Origin of the sequence: Mycobacterium sp. 155, from assembly GCF_000373905.1 — a bacterium.
In the GTDB taxonomy this organism is placed as follows: Bacteria; Actinomycetota; Actinomycetes; order Mycobacteriales; family Mycobacteriaceae; genus Mycobacterium.
Map to the genome: position 1 here is coordinate 3,515,427 of NZ_KB892705.1, position 19,394 is coordinate 3,534,820.

6 protein-coding genes are annotated in these 19,394 nt (G+C 65.6%); 2 read left to right on the forward strand and 4 right to left on the reverse strand.

The window, feature by feature from the left end:
* Positions 1-15 precede the first annotated feature (15 nt).
* Entirely contained in the window at positions 16-669 is a 654-nt protein-coding gene (locus B133_RS0116800; protein ID WP_018602675.1) for a GAP family protein, read from the forward strand.
* Positions 670-685: 16 nt separating this feature from the next.
* On the opposite strand, the gene B133_RS0116805 is transcribed toward B133_RS0116800, so the two are convergent.
* The 4 genes from B133_RS0116805 to B133_RS0116820 form a co-directional block, all read right to left on the reverse strand.
* Positions 686-2,431, reverse strand: coding sequence for an AMP-binding protein (locus B133_RS0116805; protein ID WP_081618294.1), 1,746 nt, complete (start codon positions 2,429-2,431; stop codon positions 686-688).
* A 46-nt stretch (positions 2,432-2,477) separates the two neighbouring features.
* Positions 2,478-3,602, reverse strand: coding sequence for an acyltransferase PE (gene pe / locus B133_RS0116810; protein WP_018602679.1), 1,125 nt, complete (start codon positions 3,600-3,602; stop codon positions 2,478-2,480).
* An 8-nt stretch (positions 3,603-3,610) separates the two neighbouring features.
* Entirely contained in the window at positions 3,611-6,613 is a 3,003-nt protein-coding gene (locus B133_RS22950; protein WP_051088061.1) for an RND family transporter, read from the reverse strand.
* An 86-nt stretch (positions 6,614-6,699) separates the two neighbouring features.
* A complete protein-coding gene (locus B133_RS0116820; protein ID WP_026256528.1) occupies positions 6,700-8,121 on the reverse strand; it encodes a condensation domain-containing protein in 1,422 nt (473 codons plus the stop codon).
* 235 nt (positions 8,122-8,356) lie between these two features.
* Between B133_RS0116820 and B133_RS22955 the strand changes: the two genes are divergently transcribed.
* Positions 8,357-19,360 (forward strand): type I polyketide synthase, encoded by an 11,004-nt coding sequence (locus tag B133_RS22955; protein WP_018602684.1) that lies wholly within the window; start codon positions 8,357-8,359, stop codon positions 19,358-19,360.
* Positions 19,361-19,394: the final 34 nt, after the last annotated feature.

The following is a 19,394-nucleotide window of genomic DNA, read 5'->3' on the forward strand; positions in this document are numbered from 1 at the left end:
GACCGCTGAATCAACATGTGGATCACGCCGTTGCTGGTGATGGCCGCTGCGGTCAGCCTGGAGCCGTTTCGGATCGGTATGACGGTCCTGATGCTCAACCGACCCCGACCGCTGCTGCAACTCCTCACGTTCCTCGCCGGCGGTTTCACGATGGGCACCGTGGTGGGTATGACAGTGCTGTTCGTCCTGCGACCAGCCTTGGGGTTCGCTCATTTCACGTTGCCCAGAATGCAGATGGTGGTGGGTGCGCTGGTGCTGGTGGTCGCGGCGGCTGTGGCCGCGGGCCTGGTCGGGCCGAAAGCCGACCGCGAACCGGGACAGCTCGCGATGCGCACCCGGCAACTGCTCAACGGACATTCACTGTGGACGGCCGGCGTCGCCGGCCTCGGCATTGCACTGCCGTCGGTGGACTATCTTGCCGCGCTGATGCTCATCGTCGCGTCGGGCACGGCGGCCGCCACGCAGGTCGGCGCGTTACTTCTGTTCAACGTAGTGGCGTTCGGGCTCGTCGAGATCCCGCTGATCTGTTACCTGGTGGCTCCGGACCGCACCCGGGCCACGCTTTCGACACTGCACGATTGGCTGCGGGCGAGGCACCGCCGTGAAGCCGCCGCCCTGTTGGCCACGGTCGGCTGTGTGCTGTTCGTCGTCGGATTCGTCGGTCTGTGACTGCGCGAGCCGTCGACTACGAGGCGTCCAACCGAGTGAATTCGTCCTGCTGGTACTGCTCTGCGCAGGCGGCGCGCCGGATCTTGCCGCTCGTCGTCGTGGGGATCGACCCGGGAGGCACGAGCACGAGATCCCCGACATTCAACCCGTGTGCATTAGAGATCGCGGAGGTGACGTCGCTCTTGACCGCGCTGAACCAGTGCACGGCCTCGACTGTGGACTCCGTCCGCTTCTTGACCTCGATGACGGTGACCAGCTTCTCGGTGCTGTTCACCGGAACCGAGATCGCCGCGACCCGGCCACCGGTGATCTGCTGGACCGTCGCCTCGATGTCCTCGGGGTAGTGATTGCGCCCGCGGATGATCAGCAGATCCTTGATGCGCCCGACGATGAACAGCTCACCGCCGGAGACAAAGCCCAGATCGCCGGTTTTCAACCAGAGCCCGGCAACCGTACCGGGCGTTGGATCGGCGAGGGTGGCACCGAAACACTGCTGCTCCTCTGGCGACCGGCGCCAGTACCCGGCCGCGACGTTGTCGCCGTGCACCCAGATCTCGCCCACCACGTCCTGCGCGCATTCCTGGCCTGTGTCGACGTCGACGATGCGCACCACCGGTGATTGCGGCAACTTGTACTTGACGAGCGCTGAGCCCTTCCCGGCCGAGCACTGCTTGACGCGACCGACCGACAATTCATCGGTATCGAAGGCGACAGCCCCCGACGAGTCACTCCAAGTGCCACTCGCCACGTAGACGGTCGCCTCCGCCAGACCATACGAGGGCCGCAGCATATGGTCGCGGAAATTGAAGTGGGCAAACCGATCTGCAAAGCGTTCCAGGGTGGCCGGGTCGACCCGCTCCGCGCCGTTGATGATGCCCAGCACCCCGCCGAGGTCGAGTCCCGCGAGATCGGCGTCCTTGGTCTTACGGGCGGCCAGGTCGAACGCGAAGTTCGGCGCGGCGGAAAAGGCACCGGGATTCTCGGCGAGTGCCCGTACCCATCTGGATGGTTTCTCCAAGAAGGCAACCGGACTCGTCAGGGCCGCGCGGTAACCCCCCAGGATGGGTGCGCAGACACCCAGCACCAATCCCATGTCGTGGTAGAAGGGCAACCACGACACAATCGTCCTGTCGGTTACGGATGCCACACTCGCATCCGCGAACAAGCCGCGCATCAGCTGCTCGAAATTCACGTGAAGGTTGCGGTGCGAGATCATCACCCCGGTGGGCAACCGCGTCGAACCGGAGCTGTACTGCAGATACGCCGTGCTGGGGAACTCAGCCGTCTCGGTGCTCGGTTCGCCTTCGGCATCCAGATTCAGCGCATCGATTGCCACGATCTTCGGTGCGGTGTCCATGTCTGACTGATCGACGTAGTCGCCGACATCCTGCGCGACAGCGGACGTCGTGAGAACAACCACCGGCGTCGTATCCGCAACAACCGCACTCACGCGATCATGGCTCGCGCCGCGATGGGGCAGCGGTAGCGGAACGGCGATAAGCCCCGCCTGCATGACTCCCAGGAAGGCCAGGATGTATTCCAGGCCCTGCGGCGCCAGGATCAGTGCCCGATCACCCACCTCCCCATGAGGCCGGATCTCACGTGCCACGTTCATGGTCCGGCGGGACAGCTGCGCCCACGTAAGACTCTTCGCAACGCCCGCCGGGTCGTATTCGTAGTCGGTGAACGTGAAGGCCACATCGTCGGGACGCAGGCTGGCACGCCCGTGCAGCATCGAGAGAATAGATGATTGGGTAGACATCACATCACGTCCGTAACTAGTCGAATCCGTCGGCTCGGTGTCGTAATCAGCCTGCACCCTTGGGGTTCAGCACGGACATCGCGGCCTTGACGATCTCCGACATGGGATCGGCGCCGCCGCCGAACGTCGCCTCGTTTGCCGGTGCGGTGACTTCCGCCGGGTCGAAACCGTGCACCGGGTCCACCGTGACCGGAGCGGTCGCCGGATCGTCGTTTCGCGAATAACCCGCATTGACCATGGGCAGCAGCACCGCATCCAGCTGATTGAGCGTGTTCTGGTCATATCCCAGGTACTTGAAGGGCAACACCAGCGGCAGGTGCTCCTCGGGGACCAGGTACGTCGTCGTCGTCGCACCCTTCGAATTGACCGTCGTCCGGATGTTCTGCGGCGGAACATTGCTCGGATTGGTGAACGCAATCGCGGTGTGACCGGTAGCGAGCCCCGCGATCGCGTTGATGACGCTCATCCAGTTGTCGGGCCGGTCGGGCCAGTCGGCGATGCTGTCGTAGGCCGAGACGAATTGGTCGGTGTGGTACTGACTCTCCACAGGAGCCGGGATGCGGTAGTCCATGAACGGTACGACGCTGCCGACGGGAAAGTTCTGGGTCAGGAAACTCTCACCGAAGGGGCTCTTGGCGATCGGGTCGCCGAACGTCGCAAAGGTCAGTTGGTCTGGCGGCGGAGCCGTCGGATCATTGGCCAGTCGCGCCTTCACGGCATTGAGCACGAGCGCTCCCTCGGACAGCCCCATCGCCGTGCCTTTGCCGCCTTTGCGGATGGCGGCATCGAGGTTTCCCTCTCCCTGGTCGACCGACTCGCCGATGCTGGGACCGTCCAGCCCCAGACCGGGATAGATCTGCTCACCGATCGGGCCGATACCGGGGAAGAGACGTTCCAGGGTGTGGCCCTGAACCTGTCCTGCCGGGTAGTCGACCTTCACCCGCTTCAGGCCCGGGAACCACTGCTCACCCGTCATCCGGATGTACTCGTCATAGGGAATACCGAGAACGTGAGCCCCGCCCAAGGCGTATGCGGTTCCACGGTCCGGATTCCCGGGGGCCGGCGGTCTGGGCGACAGCGAGTCATCGGCCCACGCGCTCCCGACGATGCCGAAAGATCCTGTGACGCTGGCGGTCACCAGCAGTGCAAGTCCAGCTAGGAGTTTCTTCATCTCCACTCCTATCGCCCCGCTTCGGTTCGTAGTTTCACATACATCACGTGTGCGCGCCCGGCCCGCGACGGCCAGAAATTCGCCTGCCCTACCAATGTTGCAATGGCAGGCACCGTAATGGTGCGCACCACGAAGGTGTCCAGCAGGATCCCCACACCAATCACGAAGCCGCCTTGAACCACGACGCCGATGCTGGAGAACAGCAGACCCGCCATAGAGGCCGCGAAGATGAGGCCCGCGGCGGTGATCACGCCACCCGTCGAGCCCAAGGTGCGAATAACGCCGTACCGCACGCTGCGCAGAGACTCGTCGCGCAATCGCGACACCAGCAGCATGTTGTAGTCGGCGCCCACCGCGACCAGCACCACGAACGCCAATGGCGGCACACTCCAGTGCAATGGCTGGTGGAGTAGGTATTGGAATACCAGGACACTGATTCCCATCGCCGCGAAATACGAGATCACCACAGAACCGACGAGGTAAAGCGGCGCCACGATCGACCGCAACAGCAACATCAGGGTCAGCAGCACGACGATGAGCGTCGCGACGATGATGTAGCGGATGTCCTGCTGGTAATAGTCGCGGGTGTCGCGCAATGCGGCGGGGAACCCGCCCATCGATATTGTCGCGTCGGCCAGCGCGGTGTTCGGCTGGGCGCCCCGAGCGACGTCCTGGATCTGATTGACCTGGTCCATCGCTTCAGAGCTGAACGGATTGAGCTTGGTTTGCACCAGATACCGCGCCGAGCGACCATCCGGCGAGACGTACGCCGCGGAAGCCTTCTTGAAGTCCGGCAGACCCAGCACTTCGGCCGGGATGTTGAACCCGGCCTGTGACGGGTCGGCAGCATTGGTTCGCATCGACATCAGGAACGCCGAAGCCTGATTGAGTCCGTCAGCGATCACCTTGACCTGCTTGACGAGTTCGTCAACCCCGCCTGCCACTTCCCGACTTCCGCCGGCCAGCCGGTCGGCACCTTGCTGCAGTTGCCTCACACCCGCCTGCGGACCGCCGGGTTTGTCCAACCCCAGGGTCTTGACTGCCTTGGAGACGTTCACCAGGGCAGCGTTCAGCTTGTTCACCGTCGAGGTGAGAGTCTGCTTGTCGTCGACCCCCTGGAGTTGGTGCGCGAGATCGTTGATCTGGTCGAGGTTTCCGTCGCCCCGCGAATCGCTCAGTTTCTGGAACTGGGCGCGGGTCTCGGCGCACGACGGGTTGGCGTCGCAGACCGCGTTACCGTTCAGCGCCTGCAGAACCGGGTCAATCCATCCGAAGATGTTCTTGACGGCCGAGAGGTTGTACCCCATGGAGTTGGCGAGCGTGTTGATGCTCTGCACGAGCTTAGCCGCGGTTTCAACGTCCTTCACGAGCTTGTCGCCACCGTATTCGGTGCGCACCGAGGTCATTGTGTCGACCAGGCTCTGGATACTGGGCGCTATCTGCGTGATCTGCGCGCGCACGTCGGCGAGGCTGTCCGCCAGAGTGTTGGCCCCGTTCGTCAGCCGGTTGAGGTCGCCGGTGCGCTGGTCGATCTGATCGGAACCGTTTGCCAGCCGGTCACCTACCAAGCCAGCCTGGTAGGTGGCCCGGAACTCGGGGGGCACGTCACCGAGAGGTCGGGTGATTCCGCTGACCATGCCGACATCCGGCAACTGCGCGACCCGTGAAGCCATCTGTTCCAGGTCCGCCAGCGCACGCGGGGTACGCAGGTCGTGCGGCGACTGCACGAGGATGTATTCGGGAATGGACTGGGCTATGGGGAAATGGCGTTCGACCGCGGCGTACCCGATGGAACTGGGCGCCGACGCCGCCACCACCTTGCGATCGTCGTAGTTGTATCGCGCGAAGATCGCGCAGCCGGCCAGGAGGGCCAACACCAGCAGGCTGGCAGCCACATGCGCCACGGGCCTGCGCACGATCCGGATCCCGGAGCGCCGCCAGAATCGGGCCGTCAGTTCACGCCGTGGCTTCACCCAACCACGTGGCCCGGCGAGCACCAGGATCGCGGGCAACAGCGTCAGCCCGGCGAGGAAGGCCACACCGATACCGATCGCCGACGACACCCCGACCGTTCTGAACACTCCCATCTTGGAGAAGCTCAGGAGAAGAAAGGTCATGCCCACCGTGGTGGCGGATGCGGTGATCACCTTGCCGATCGAGATCATCGCCTTCTCGACGGCCTGATCGGAATCCGCGCCCGATCGCAAATAGTCGTGGTAGCGGCTGATGAGAAAGACCGCATAATCCGTTCCGGCGCCGGCCATGATCGCGCTCAAAAAGACGATGGACTGGTTGGAAACACCCGAACCTGTGAGTTGGGAATAGCCCGCGACCAGGGCTTGGGCGATCACCAGTGAAGTTCCGATAGTCACCAGCGGCAGCAGCATGGTGACCGCACTGCGGTAGACCACCAACAGCACCGCGAGGACCAGGACGGCGATCGCGATCTCGATCGGCAGGCGATCGCGTTGACCCGCGACGGTGAGGTCGGCGGCGGTGGCCGCGGGGCCGGTGACATGCACCTGCGTCGTGCTGCCGGCGGTGCTGCGAGCGACGATGTCGGAGACCCGGTTGAACGACTCGAACGCCCGCGGCGTGCCCAACTCCCCCGCAAGACCCACGGGCAACACCCAGGTCGTCTTGTCCTCACTGGTCATGAACTTCCGCAGCTGCGGGGTGGCGATGAAGTCCTGCACGCTCACGACGTCGGCCTGATCGTCGTGCAGGGCGTCGACCAGCTTGCGGTAGGTCGCCTCGTCGGCGGGCCCGAGCCCTTTCTCGTTGATCAGCGCCACCAACAGGAGGTCGTCGTTGCCCGGTTCGTGAAACGCCTCGGTCATCTTCTGTGCAGTGACGCTCGACGGCGCATCGTTGGGCAGGATGGCCAGCGGATGCTTCTCCGCCATCGCGCTCAGCGACGGGAGGGCCAGCGGTAGGGCAATGAGCAGCGCCACCCAGACCCCGATCACCGCCCAGGGCCAGCGCACCACGAGATCGGCTAACCGTCGCATGTTGCCCTCACCTGGCCACCACCATCCGTGCTCCTCGCGTCCGCAGCGTTATCTGTGCTCCTCACGTCCGCAGGTTTTGCTCTCCGCTAGGCGACCCGGCCCCAGTGTCCGCTGTCAGCAACCCGTCCGGATACCGACCTCATCGCCTCCAGGTAGCGAGTCACCGATTTCTTGGCGACCGGATTGTCGGGATGCATGATCGCCATGACCGTGCCTTCCCCGTACCGGAATATGTAGATCGTCAATTGGTAGGAAAACCGATTGTCCGGATACATTCCGATATTGTTCGCAAGGCCCAAGTCGCCCGCCGCGAGGATGGCGTTGAGTGGCGCCGCGCCACCATGCAAGAAGTTCGACACCGGGAAGTTCGGACGGGGCCAGTTCAACCACGGCGCCAACTCCAGTACGCGGTAATACGGAACTCTCGCCATGTCAAGGCTCGAATCGAAAGAAGCCTGCGCTGCCCATGCGGCATCGCCGAAAGAGGTTGCCGCGACCGGCACGGTGATGGGAATCAAACCTGTGAACCAGCCCTGTGTCATGAAATTGTCGCTGGCGGTTCGGGAATCCCTCGGAGTAAGGCCGTAGTAGGTGAGCGCACCGGTGAACTCATGCTCCACCAGAGCCAGACAGGCAAACAATCCGCCGACGAAGCGCGCTCCGGCCGCCGAGCAGGCCGATTCGAAACGTTCCGTCTGCGCCGGGGACATCAGGACCTCCGAGCTCCAGGCACTGCTGGTCGACTCGTCCGGGTTACCCAGCGGCAGCGGGAATTCGGGGAAACCGTCACTGTTGTTCGCAGCGAAGTCGATCCATGCGCGCACCCCCGGCGAATCGACCGTCAGCGTCGACGTGTACTCACCCTCACGCACGCAGAAGTCATCGAAGCTACCGGCATCGGGCAGCGCAAGGGCCTGACCGCTGCCACTCATCGCCGAATACATGCCGTTGGCTTCCATCATCGTCGTGCCGATCAACGTCGCGTCCCCGTGAACGTGATCCATGGCGGCGAAGAAGGTGAAGTGACTTTCGTTCTGAACGATCCCGAAAGTGAAGCAGCCCCATTCCAACGGATTCGGTATGTCGACGACATGGGCACGTATTTCGTCCGCCGTCATGTGGCCCTGATCGACCGGTACGAATTCGATGTCGGCCGGATCGTCGAGGGCATGGCGGATGAAGTCACCTTCACCGGCCCGTTCGAACCAACTGCGGAATGTGTCGTGCCGACGCAGGTAGGTGTTGACGGCGTGATCCATAGCCGAGATATCGCACTGACCGGGTACCTCACAACTGGCGATGATCTGCCGGGAGAAGTTCAACCCCGCAGCAGTGCGTTCGCTGTAGTTACGAAGATGCTGGCGCTGCATGTAGCTAACCGGAACCGGGCTGACAGGCGCACGCTTCGCCTTTTCCTGAGCCGCGGGCGTGGGGTGCCAGGACGTGACTGAGCCTGAACTCAACGACCATTCCTCAAGTGCGCCAACCGTTATCTTCCCGATGCGCAAAAGCTCGTCCCCTCTCAGGACTCCCGGTTAAAGCCGGACCCGGGGTCGGCATGACCCGTCGCGGCAACAACATACCCTCGGTTCTACCGGAGCCGTCCAGTACAGGTTCCTGCCAGGACAGCGAACTGCGCACCCCCCGGGTACGCACGCCTATAGTGTGCGTCGAGTTGGTCTTCAGGCGCTGTGGGGGAGCGCGGAGTCTCATTCTGACCGCGATGCAAGGGAGGACAACGCCATGGAATCCGTCGAGCGTCCAATCGAGCCGCCACCCCGTTTTGCCGTGGTCGGGTACGCGGCGCGGTTTCCAGGAGCGCCGGATGCCGAGACGTTCTGGGACGTGCTGCGAGAGGGCCGCGACGCGATCTCGGAGGTACCCGGGGACCGCTGGGACGTCGACGAATTCTTCGACCCGGAACCCGGTACGCCAGGCAAGGTGGTAACCCGTCGGGCCGGTTTCGTCGACGACGTGACGGGGTTCGACGCGCCGTTCTTCGGCATGTCGACCCGCGAGGTCAGGTTGATGGACCCGCAGCATCGGCTCCTGCTGGAGACCGCGTGGCGCGCGGTGGAGCACTCGGGGATCGCCCCGACGGCTCTGGCCGAGACCAACACCGGGGTCTTCGTGGGTTTGGCCACTCATGACTATCTGGGAATGGCCTCCGACGAGCTGACCTATCCCGAAATCGAGGCCTATATGGCCATCGGGACGTCGAACGCCGCAGCCGCGGGGCGGATCAGCTACCGGCTGGGGCTGCAGGGCCCCGCAGTCGCGGTCGACACCGCGTGCAGCTCGTCCTTGGTGGCCATCCACCAGGCCTGCCAGGCGCTGCGCTTGGGCGAATGCGACCTCGCGCTGGCCGGCGGAGCGAACGTCCTGCTCACGCCGGCAACCATGATCACGTTCTCCAACGCGCACATGCTTGCGCCCGACGGTCGGTGCAAGACCTTCGATGCAGCCGCGGACGGCTATGTGCGCGGCGAGGGCTGTGGCGTCATCGTCATCAAACGTCTTGAGGACGCTATCCGCGACGGTGACCGGATCCGTGCCGTGATCCGCGGCAGCGCGATCAACCAGGACGGCGCATCGGGCGGACTGACGGTGCCCAACGGCGTCGCTCAGCAGCGCGTCATCGCCGATGCGCTCAAGCGCGCGAACCTCGAACCCAGCGATGTCGGATACCTGGAAGCGCACGGCACCGGTACTTCGCTGGGCGACCCGATCGAAGCCCAGGCCGCGGGGGCGGTGCTCGGCACCGGACGCGAACCCGACCGGCCGTTGTTGATCGGCTCGGCGAAGACCAACATCGGGCACCTGGAAGCCGCTGCGGGTATCGCGGGCGTTATCAAGGTCATCCTGTCGCTCGAGCATGAGACATTGCCCAAGCATCTCCACTTCGAGAACCCGTCGCCGCACATTCCGTGGGACCGCCTTGCAGTGGAGGTGGTGAAGGAGACCAGGCCCTGGGAGCGTAATGGGCAGCCGCGTATCGCCGGCGTCAGCTCGTTCGGGTTCGCCGGCACCAACGCGCACGTCATCCTCGAAGAAGCCCCGGAGTCGGCAGCGGCACCACAACCGGTCGAGCGAGGCGGGTTCAGCATCCTCCCGCTGTCCGCGCGGACACCGGCCGCGCTGGTCCAGCTCGCCGACCAATATCGCAGCTGGTTGATCTCACACCCGGAGGCCACCTTGGCCGACGTGTGCTTCACCGCCGGCGCGGGACGAGCACACCTGGAACAGCGGGCCGCCTTGGTGGTCAATTCGAGAGAATCCGCCATCGAGCTACTCGGCGCGCTCGCGGATGACCGCCCCGCGCCTGGTCTGGTTCGCGGAGAATCGCACGAGGCGCCGAAGACAGCGTGGCTGTTCACGGGACAGGGCAGCCAGTACCCGGGGATGGCCCGCGACTTGTTCGGCACCGAGCCGGTGTTCGCCGAGACGCTGAATCGCTGCGCGGCCGCGGTCGCGGATGTTCTCGAAAAGCCGTTGCTGGACGTGATTTTCGATGCCGAAGCGAGCGAAGAGACTCTGCGGCAGACCTCATATGCCCAGCCGGCGTTGTTCGCGCTGGAGATGGGGCTGGCCCGCCTTTGGCAATCGTGGGGCTTCGAGCCGGACGTGGTGCTGGGCCACAGCGTCGGCCAGTATTCGGCGGCCTGCGTCGCGGGCGTGTTCAGCCTCGAGGACGGCGCGCGGCTGATAGCCGAACGGGGTCGCCTGTTCGGAAGTCTGCCCGCGGGTGGCCGCATGGTGGCGGTGTCCACCGGTGCCGAGCGGGTCGAGAGTCTCACCGACGAATTCCCGACACTCTCGGTCGCTGCCTACAACGGCACCAACACCGTATTGTCCGGGCCCACAGAGGATCTGGAGAAGGCGGTTGCCCGGTTGACGGCCGACGGCATTCGGTGCGACTGGCTGGAAACCAGCCACGCCTTCCACTCGGCGCTGCTGGATCCGATCCTCGATGAGTTCGAGTCGTACGCGAATCAGTTCACTTTCAAAGCACCACAACGGATTCTGATCGACAACCGCACCGGCACGGCACTCGGTCGGAGCGTCAAGCTCGATGGCGCCTACTGGCGCCGGCACGCGCGCCAACCGGTGGAATTCGCCAAGAGCGTACGGACGCTGGCTGATCTGAACTGCAAGGTGTTGCTCGAGATCGGCCCACGACCGGTGCTCACGGCCGCAGCGTTGGGCGCGTGGCCCGATCCGGCCACCGCACCCCGGGTGATCGCCTCACTGCGGCGAAACATCGCCGACAACCGGCAGCTCACCGAAGCCGTCGCAGACGCCTACGTGTTGGGCCATCTGCCCGACTTCGCCGCCTTCCGGCAGCCGCATGCGCGCAAGCTCGATCTGCCCACATATCCGTTCGAGCACCGCCAGTACTGGTATCGCGACAACAGAGATCAGGCTGGGCATCTGCCACAACAACACGTTGCCGCGCGCACCCAGACCGTCCGGCTCCTCGAGGACGGCCGGATCGAGGAGCTCGCCGCCCTGCTCGACGGCGCGGGTAGCGACCAGCAGACCATGAGCGTCCTGACCAAGCTTGCGGCACAACACAATCAGCAACGCTCGACCCAGTCGATCGCCGACGACCGCTACGAGTTCCGCTGGGAGAAAACGGTTACCCCGCTCTCCGGCGCGGAAGCCGGGTCGAGTTCCTGGATTCTCATCGGAGACGACTCCGATGCCGTCAAGCCTCTGGTCGACACACTCACCGCGCGTGGGCAACAGCATCGTTTCCTCGCTCTGCCGGCCTCCGACGCCGACGAGGCGCAGCTCGCAGATGCGTTGCGCGCCGCGGTAACCGACGATTCGACGCTGCGCATCGTGCATGTCGCCGCCCTCAACTCAACCGGTGCACCCTCGATGCGGTCACTGCTGCGGATGCAACACCAGGTCATGACCGGGACGCGGCGGCTCTTCCGCGCTGCGGTCGACTCCGGCCTGAGAGCACCCATCTGGCTCGTCACCCGCGGCGCACAGCACGTCACCGACCTGGACGCCGTGGCTCCGGAACAGAGCGCTCTGTGGGGATTCGGCCGCGCTGCGGCACTGGAACTACCGCAACTGTGGGGCGGGCTGGCCGACTTGTCGGCGGGCAACGCTGACGAATGGTCCGGGTTGCTCAGCCGGATCACCGCGGGACCCGACTCGTCCGCCAGGGAAGACCAAGTCGCGCTGCGTGATCAAGCGGTCTACGTGCCCCGGTTGGTGCGCCGGCAGGAATTGCCGAGCGGCAATCCGCTGGAACTACGTTCCGACGCAACGTATCTGGTGACGGGCGGGCTCGGATCCATAGGACTGGAGATCGCGGGCTACCTGGCGTCGCACGGCGCCACGCATCTGGTGTTGACCAGCAGGCGCGAGCCCAGCGACACCGCCGCGCAGCGCATCGAGGGACTGCGTGCCCAGCACGGCTGCGACGTCCGGGTGGTCACAGCCGATGTCGCCGACGCGCACGACGTCGCGCGTCTGCTGGCCGGTGTGCGGACCGAGCTGCCTCCGTTGGTGGGCATCATCCACGCAGCCGGCGAGATCGGCACCACTGCGCTGAGCGAGCTCGATTCCGAATCCCAGCAGGCCGAACTGGATCGCGTCTTCGCTGGGAAGGTTTGGGGTGCATGGTATTTGAGTGAGGCTGTGGCTGACGAGAAGCTCGACTTCTTCATCAGCACCTCCTCGATCGCCTCGGTCTGGGGCGGATTCGGTCAGACCGCCTACAGCGCGGCGAACGCATTCCTCGACGGGCTGGCCTGGCGCCTGCGCGAGCAGGGCGTCGCCGGCGTCAGCGTCAACTTCGGCCCCTGGTCGGCAGGAATGGCCGATGCGGAATCTCGGAAGCGCCTGGAGCAGCGCGGGATCCGGACACTGTCGCCTGCCGATGCACTGGCAGGCCTGGCCGACGTGGTGGCGTCCCCATCAGCACAAGGCGTCGTCGCCCGCATCGACTGGGCCCGCTTCCTGCCGCTCTACCAGCAAGCGGGCCGGCGGGCAGTCCTGGCGGAGTTGGAGCGCGAGGTGCCCACCCAGGTGTCCGTCGCGCAGTCCGGCACTGCCTCTGGAAGAACCCAGTTGGTCGAACGGCTCGCAAGTGCCCCGGTTCAGCAGCGCAAGAAACTGCTCACCGATTACCTGCGTGACGCCGTGGCAGAGGTGACGCGCGTGGACTCCTCGGAGATCCGTGAGGACGCAGGCTTCTTCGACCTCGGCATGGATTCGCTGATGGCGGTCGAACTGCGCCGCCGCATCGAACAAGGCGTCGGTGCGGAGATCCCGATCACCCTGGTGATGGATTACCCCAGGCTCTCCGATGTGGCCGACTACCTGCTCGGCGACGTGCTCGGGCTCAGCGAGCAGACCAAATCGGCTCCTCAACCGGCCTCGGTGACCACGAGCACCGACGAACCGATCGCGATCGTCGCGGTGTCGTGCCGTTTCCCCGGCGCGCCGGACCCGGAGGCCTTCTGGGACCTGCTGTCCGGTGGTGTCGATGCCATCCGGGAAATCCCGGAGGACCGCTTCGACATCGACGAGTTCTACGACCCGGATCCGGAGACCGCGGGTAAGACCTACACGCGCTTCGGCGGATTCCTCGACGGAATCGACGGATTCGATCCCGAGTTCTTCGGTATCTCTCCGCGTGAGGCGCTCTGGATCGAGCCCCAGCAGCGGCTGATGCTGGAAACGGTGTGGGAGGGCTTGGAAAGAGCGGGCTATTCGCCGGCGGCGTTGCGCGGCAGCCGAACCGGCATCTTCGCGGGTGTCGCTGCCAATGAGTACGCCCATCTGCTGTCGTCGGAGTCGATCGACAAGATCGAGCCGTACTTCATCACCGGCAATGCGCTCAACGCCATCTCCGGTCGGGTTGCCTTCGCGCTGGGATTCGAAGGCCCGGCAATGGCTGTCGACACCGCGTGCAGCTCGGCGCTGGTCGCTGTCCATCAGGCCTGCCAGGCATTGCATTCCGGGGACTGCGACTTGGCGTTGGCCGGCGGAGTCAACGTCCTGCTTTCTCCGGTGACCGTTGTCGCCGCCTCCCGCGCCCGGATGCTGTCCCCCGTCGGGCGATGCAAGACCTTCGACGCCTCCGCCGACGGCTACGTCCGCAGTGAAGGCTGCGGCATTCTCGTGCTCAAGAGGCTCAGCGATGCACAGCGTGACGGCGACCGGATCTGCGCGGTCATTCCCAGCAGCGCGGTGAACCAGGACGGTGCGTCCAGCGGCTTGACCGTGCCCAATGGTGGTGCACAGCAACGGCTCATCGGAACAGCGCTCGCGCGCGCCGGGTGGGCCGGCGGGGACGTCGACTATCTCGAGGCGCACGGCACGGGCACCCCGCTGGGCGATCCGATCGAGGTCCAGGCGGCCGCCGCGGCCTACGGCGCCTCGCGGGACGCGGACCGGCCGCTGCTGATGGGCTCGGTGAAGACCAACATCGGTCACACCGAATCCGCTTCGGGCGCAGCAGGCCTGATCAAGGTCGTGTTGTCGCTGCAGAACGACGTGCTCCCACAGAGCCTGCACTTCGAGAACCCGTCACCGCACATCCCATGGAATTCGCTCTCGGTGCGGGTGGTGGACAAGGCGATTCCGTGGCAGGCCAACGGCAGGCCCCGGCGTGCCGGCGTGAGTTCGTTCGGATTCACCGGCACGAACGCGCACGTGCTGATCGAGGAAGCGCCGACCCCAGCTGAATTGGCGCCGGAGACTCCGGCCGAGAGCCCCGGTGTCAACGTGCTGGCACTGTCCGCGCGGTCACCGGAAGCCCTGGTGGCGTTGGCACAGCGCTATGGGGCGTGGTTGGACGCCCACCCGGACGCCGATCTCGCCGACGTCTGCGTCACCGCGGGCGCGGGTCGTTCGCACTTCGAACACCGCGCCGCGCTGGTTGTGGATTCGGTCGCCGACACGCGCATGGGACTTACGGACCTTGCCGAAAACCGCACCCGCCCTGGCGTGCTCCGTGGTGAGCACACCAATCGTCCGACGACGGCCTGGTTGTTCACCGGGCAGGGCAGCCAGTACCCGGGAATGGCCCGCGAGTTGTTCGACGCCGAACCGGTTTTCGCCGAGACCGTGAAGCGCTGCGCGGAGGCGGTCGATGATGTGCTGCCGCGTCCGTTGCTGGAGGTCATGTTCGCTACGGATGGTGACGCCGGAGAACGGCTGCGGCACACCTCGTTTGCTCAGCCGGCACTTTTCGCCGTCGAGATGGGCTTGGCCCGGCTGTGGCAGTCATGGGGTGTCGAGCCCGACGTGGTTCTGGGTCACAGCGTGGGCCAGTATGCAGCGGCATGCGTGGCGGGAGTGTTCAGCCTCGAAGACGGTGCACGTCTGATCGCCCACCGCGGCCGGCTGTTCGGCAGTCTCCCCGCGGGTGGGCGAATGGTGGCGGTGTTCGCCGATCCCAAACACGTCGAGCAGATCGCGAGCGAATTCCCGCGCGTGTCGGTCGGCGCATACAACGGTCCCAACACCGTACTTTCTGGCCCTGGCGAGGATCTGCAACAAGCGGTCAACCGATTCGAGGAAGACGGCATCCGCTGCACCTGGCTGGAGACCAGCCACGCCTTCCACTCGGAACTGCTGGATCCGGTGCTCGACGAGTTCGAGTCATTTGCGGCGCAGGTGCAATTCGCTGCCCCGACGTTGCCGCTGGTCTGCAACCGTGCCGGTGCGGTGCTCACGGCCCAGACGCCGGTCGACGCCCAGTACTGGCGGCGGCATTCCCGCCAGCCGGTGCAGTTCGCCGAGAGCGTGCGCACGGTGGCGGCGCTGGGCTGCTCGATATTGATGGAGATCGGTCCGCAGCCCGTGCTCACCGGAGCTGCGGTGCAGGTCTGGCCGGCGCACTTGGCCGCGCCACGGGCGATCGTCTCGCTGCGCAAGGGCGTTGGCGACCGCCGCCAGATGGCCGACGCGGTGGCCGCGGCCTACGTCGGTGGCCATCGGCCGAATTTCACTGCGCTGCATGGTCAGCCACATCGCAAGGTTGAGCTGCCCACCTACCCGTTCCAGCATCGTCGCTTCTGGCCCAAGACAGGTGGGCTCGCCATAGACGGCGCGGTCGGCTCCGTGGGATCCGGAATCCTGGGCAGCGCCAAAGATCTCGCTTCCGGCGACTCGGTCTACACGAGCAGGCTGTCAGTCAAGTCGCAGCCCTGGCTGTCCGACCACGTCATCTACGGCACCGTCGTCGTCCCCGGCGCGACGTACGCCGCGATGGCACTGGCCGCGGTGGGCACCCCGGCGCACGCCAAGGACGTCTTCTTCTACGAGCCGATCATCCTGCCCAAGAAGAGTTCCCGCGAGGTGCAGTTGACATTGCACCCGGCCAACGGCGGCGGCGAATGGAAGTTCCAGGTGCACAGCCGTCCGTTCGGTGTCAGTGACGCCGAATGGGCGTTGAATGCCGAGGGCACTGTGCTGAGCGGCGTCGGCGACGACACCGGTGAACCGGCGGCCGAGGACGATCCGGTCGACGAGGCCATCGAGCGCATGAACCGCATGCGTCCGCAGGAGCTGTTCGAGACCTTCTCCGACCTGGAACTGGCATGGGGACCGAACTGGTCCGGTTCCCTGAAGTCGCTGTGGCTCGGCGAGGGCGAGGCGATCGGCGACATCCTCGTCGGCGAGGAACTCGCCGAACAACTCGGAACCGAGCCGATGCACCCCGTGCTGATGGACTTGTGCACCGGCGTCGCCTTCCCCGCGTTCCCAGCGCTGCTCGCGGCCCAACAGGGCGTCAACGACCTGTTCCTGCCCTTGCGGTACGGGCAGGTGACGCTCAAGGAGAAGATGCCGCGACGGTTCTACTGCCGTGCAAGGTGGCATGAGAGCGCCCTCGACAGCGAAACCCAGGTGTTCGATCTGGAATACCTCGATCGAGATGGCCGTCATCTCGGCGGAATTCGCGAGTTCACGGTCAAACGCGCACCTCGCGAAGCACTGCTGCGCGGCCTCGGCGGCGACGCCACCCGGCTGCTGTACACCCTTGGGTGGCACGAGGTTCCGCTGCCGCCGTCCGGCGATGAGGCCGCAAAGGTCAGCGGCACCTGGCTGATCGCCGGGTTCGACGAACTGGCCGCCAAGGTGCCCGGCTGCGTCCGGTTCGACCGGAACACCGATCCGGAACTCCTGGGGCAGCTGCTGGTTCAGGCCCACGAACGCGGTATGGGGTTCTCGGGCGTCGTGTGGCGTAGCAGCGGACCGGGCGCAGGCGCGTCGGCGGACGCCGAAGCGCGGCTCGAAGCCGAGATCGCCAACCTGCTCAGCGCCGTACACACGGTGCAGGGGGGTCAGGTCAGGCTGCCCGGCGGTCTTTGGATCGTCACCGAACGGGCCGTCGCCACCGAGTCCGGTGAGCCGGTCGATCCGGTGCAGGCCGCGCTGTGGGGCTTCGGTCGCACGACGATCAACGAGGAACCTGCGCTGCATGCCAAACTCGTCGACTGCGACGGGTCGGACGAGGCCGTACGGGCCCTGGCCAACCTTTTGGCGGCGCCGGTGGATGAACCGGAATTGGCTCTGCGGCAAGGAAAGCTGCTGGCCTCCCGGTTGTTGCCGTGGGCGCGCAGCGGGCATCTCACGGTGCCGCGCGGCGGCGACTACGTCCTGGCGCCCACCGAACGCGGCGCGATCGACAACCTGCGGCTGATCGAGAAGGACGTGCCGGCGCCCGACGAGGGCTACGTGCAGGTGCGGGTGGAGGCCGCAGGTCTCAACTTCCGCGACGTGCTCAATGTCCTCGGGCTCTACCCGGGCGACCCGGGGCCGATCGGTGGCGACTTCGCCGGCGTCGTCACGCAATTGGGCGAGGGTGTAACCGGGCTTGAGGTGGGCCAGCGTGTCTACGGCTCCATGCAGGGCGCGTTCTCCAGCCGGTTCAACGTGCCTGCCCAGTTCCTGGCGCCGATCCCCGCTGGGGTGAGCGCGGTGGAAGCCGCGACGATTCCCGCCGCGGCGCTGACGGTGCGGCTCGCGTTCGACTGGGCGCAGCTGAAGCCCGGTGACAAGGTGCTGATCCACGCGGCCAGCGGTGGCGTCGGGTTGGCGGCGATCCAGATGGCGCAGCAGTGCGGCGCCGAGGTGTTCGCCACGGCCAGCACCTTCAAGCGTGCGACACTGCGCAGGCTGGGTGTGAAGTACGTCTACGACTCGCGCACAACGCATTTCGCCGATGAGATCCTGGCTGACACCGACGGTGCGGGCGTGGATGTGGTGCTCAACAGCCTGACCAGCGAAGGGTTCATCGAGGCGACGCTAAAGGCCACTGCCCGCAACGGCCGCTTCGCCGAGATCGCCAAGCGTGACATCTGGTCACCCGAGCGGATGGCCGAGGCCCGACCCGACATCGCCTACGAGATCGTGGCGTTGGACACGGTGATGTTCACCGAACCCGATCGCATTCGCGACTTGCTGACCGAGGTGTCGCAAGGGCTGGGCAGCGAGTGGACGCCGCTGCCCGCCGAGATCTACCCGCTGACCGAGGCCCGGGCCGCGTTCCGCCGCATGCAGCAGGCACGGCACATCGGGAAGATCGTCGTGCAGATACCGAACCCACTGCAGCCGCAGCCCGATCGGAGTTATCTGATCACCGGCGGACTCGGGGCGATCGGTCTGCACACGGCGTCGTACCTGGCCCAGCTCGGAGCCGGTGACATCGTGTTGACCAGCCGGCGGGCACCCGATGCCGACGCGCAACGGGCAATCGAGGAGATCACCGAGCGCTACAAGACCCGAATCCACGTCTTCACGGCCGATGTCGGCGACGAGTCGGAGGTAGCGAAGCTGCTGGAACGGATCAGGGCGGAATTGCCGCCGCTCGCCGGTGTGACACATCTGGCCGGCGTGCTCGACGATGCACTGTTGGGCCAGCAGAGCGTCGAACGGTTCCGGACCACGTTGGCGCCCAAGGCATTCGGTGCGTGCTACTTGGACCGCCTGACGAAAGACGACGATCTCGACTTCTTCATCGTGTCGTCGTCGGTGTCGAGCCTGTTCGGTTCGCCCGGTCAGGCCAACTACGCGACCGCCAATGCCCTGCTCGACGGTCTGGTCGCGCAGCGGAGGGCGCAAGGCCTGCCTGCCACGGGTGTCAACTTCGGTCCCTGGGCCCAGGGTGGCATGGCCTCGTCGGAAGCCGCGACCGCCAACATCAGTGCCCAGGGCCTGATTCCACTGGAACCGTCGGCAGCGCTCGCGGCACTCGCCGAGGTCGTCGCCAACGGCACCGGCCAAGCCACCGTCATCAAGGCCAACTGGCAGCGGGCCGCCAAGGTGCTGGGCAGCTCGCGGCCACCCATCCTCGACCTCGTGTTGCCGAGTGCCGCCGGAGAGGTGACCGGTGACAGTGAGCTGCTCAAGCAGCTCATGGAAATCCCGGTGCCGCAGCGCGCCGGCTTCGTGACCGAATTCCTTCAGCGTGAGGTGCAGAACTTCCTGCGGCTGGCGCAACCGCCAGCCGCAACCAGCCGGTTCCTGGACCTGGGCACGGATTCGCTGATGGCAATCGAGCTCCGCAACCGGTTGCACAGTCAGTTCGGCGGCAAGTTCACGATCAACGCCACCGCGGTGTTCGATTATCCGACCATCGGTGGGCTGGCCGAGTACCTCGTGGGTCAGCTGCCCGACGCGGAGTCGGCTGAGGCACCGGACACACCCGAATCGCCGGAGATTGCGGAATCGGTGGGGCCGGACGCGCCGCGCGAAGCGCAGCAGGAGGACTGACCCCCGGGTGACGGTTCTCCAGGACCCGCGAACA

What these genes read in the sequence shown, in the direction of transcription:
- B133_RS0116800 (WP_018602675.1), top strand. Translation starts at nt 16, where the DNA reads ATGTGGATCACGCCGTTGCTGGTGATGGCCGCTGCGGTCAGCCTGGAG.
- B133_RS0116805 (WP_081618294.1), bottom strand. Translation starts at nt 2,431, where the DNA reads ATGTCTACCCAATCATCTATTCTCTCGATGCTGCACGGGCGTGCCAGC.
- pe (WP_018602679.1), bottom strand. Translation starts at nt 3,602, where the DNA reads ATGAAGAAACTCCTAGCTGGACTTGCACTGCTGGTGACCGCCAGCGTC.
- B133_RS22950 (WP_051088061.1), bottom strand. Translation starts at nt 6,613, where the DNA reads ATGCGACGGTTAGCCGATCTCGTGGTGCGCTGGCCCTGGGCGGTGATC.
- B133_RS22955 (WP_018602684.1), top strand. Translation starts at nt 8,357, where the DNA reads ATGGAATCCGTCGAGCGTCCAATCGAGCCGCCACCCCGTTTTGCCGTG.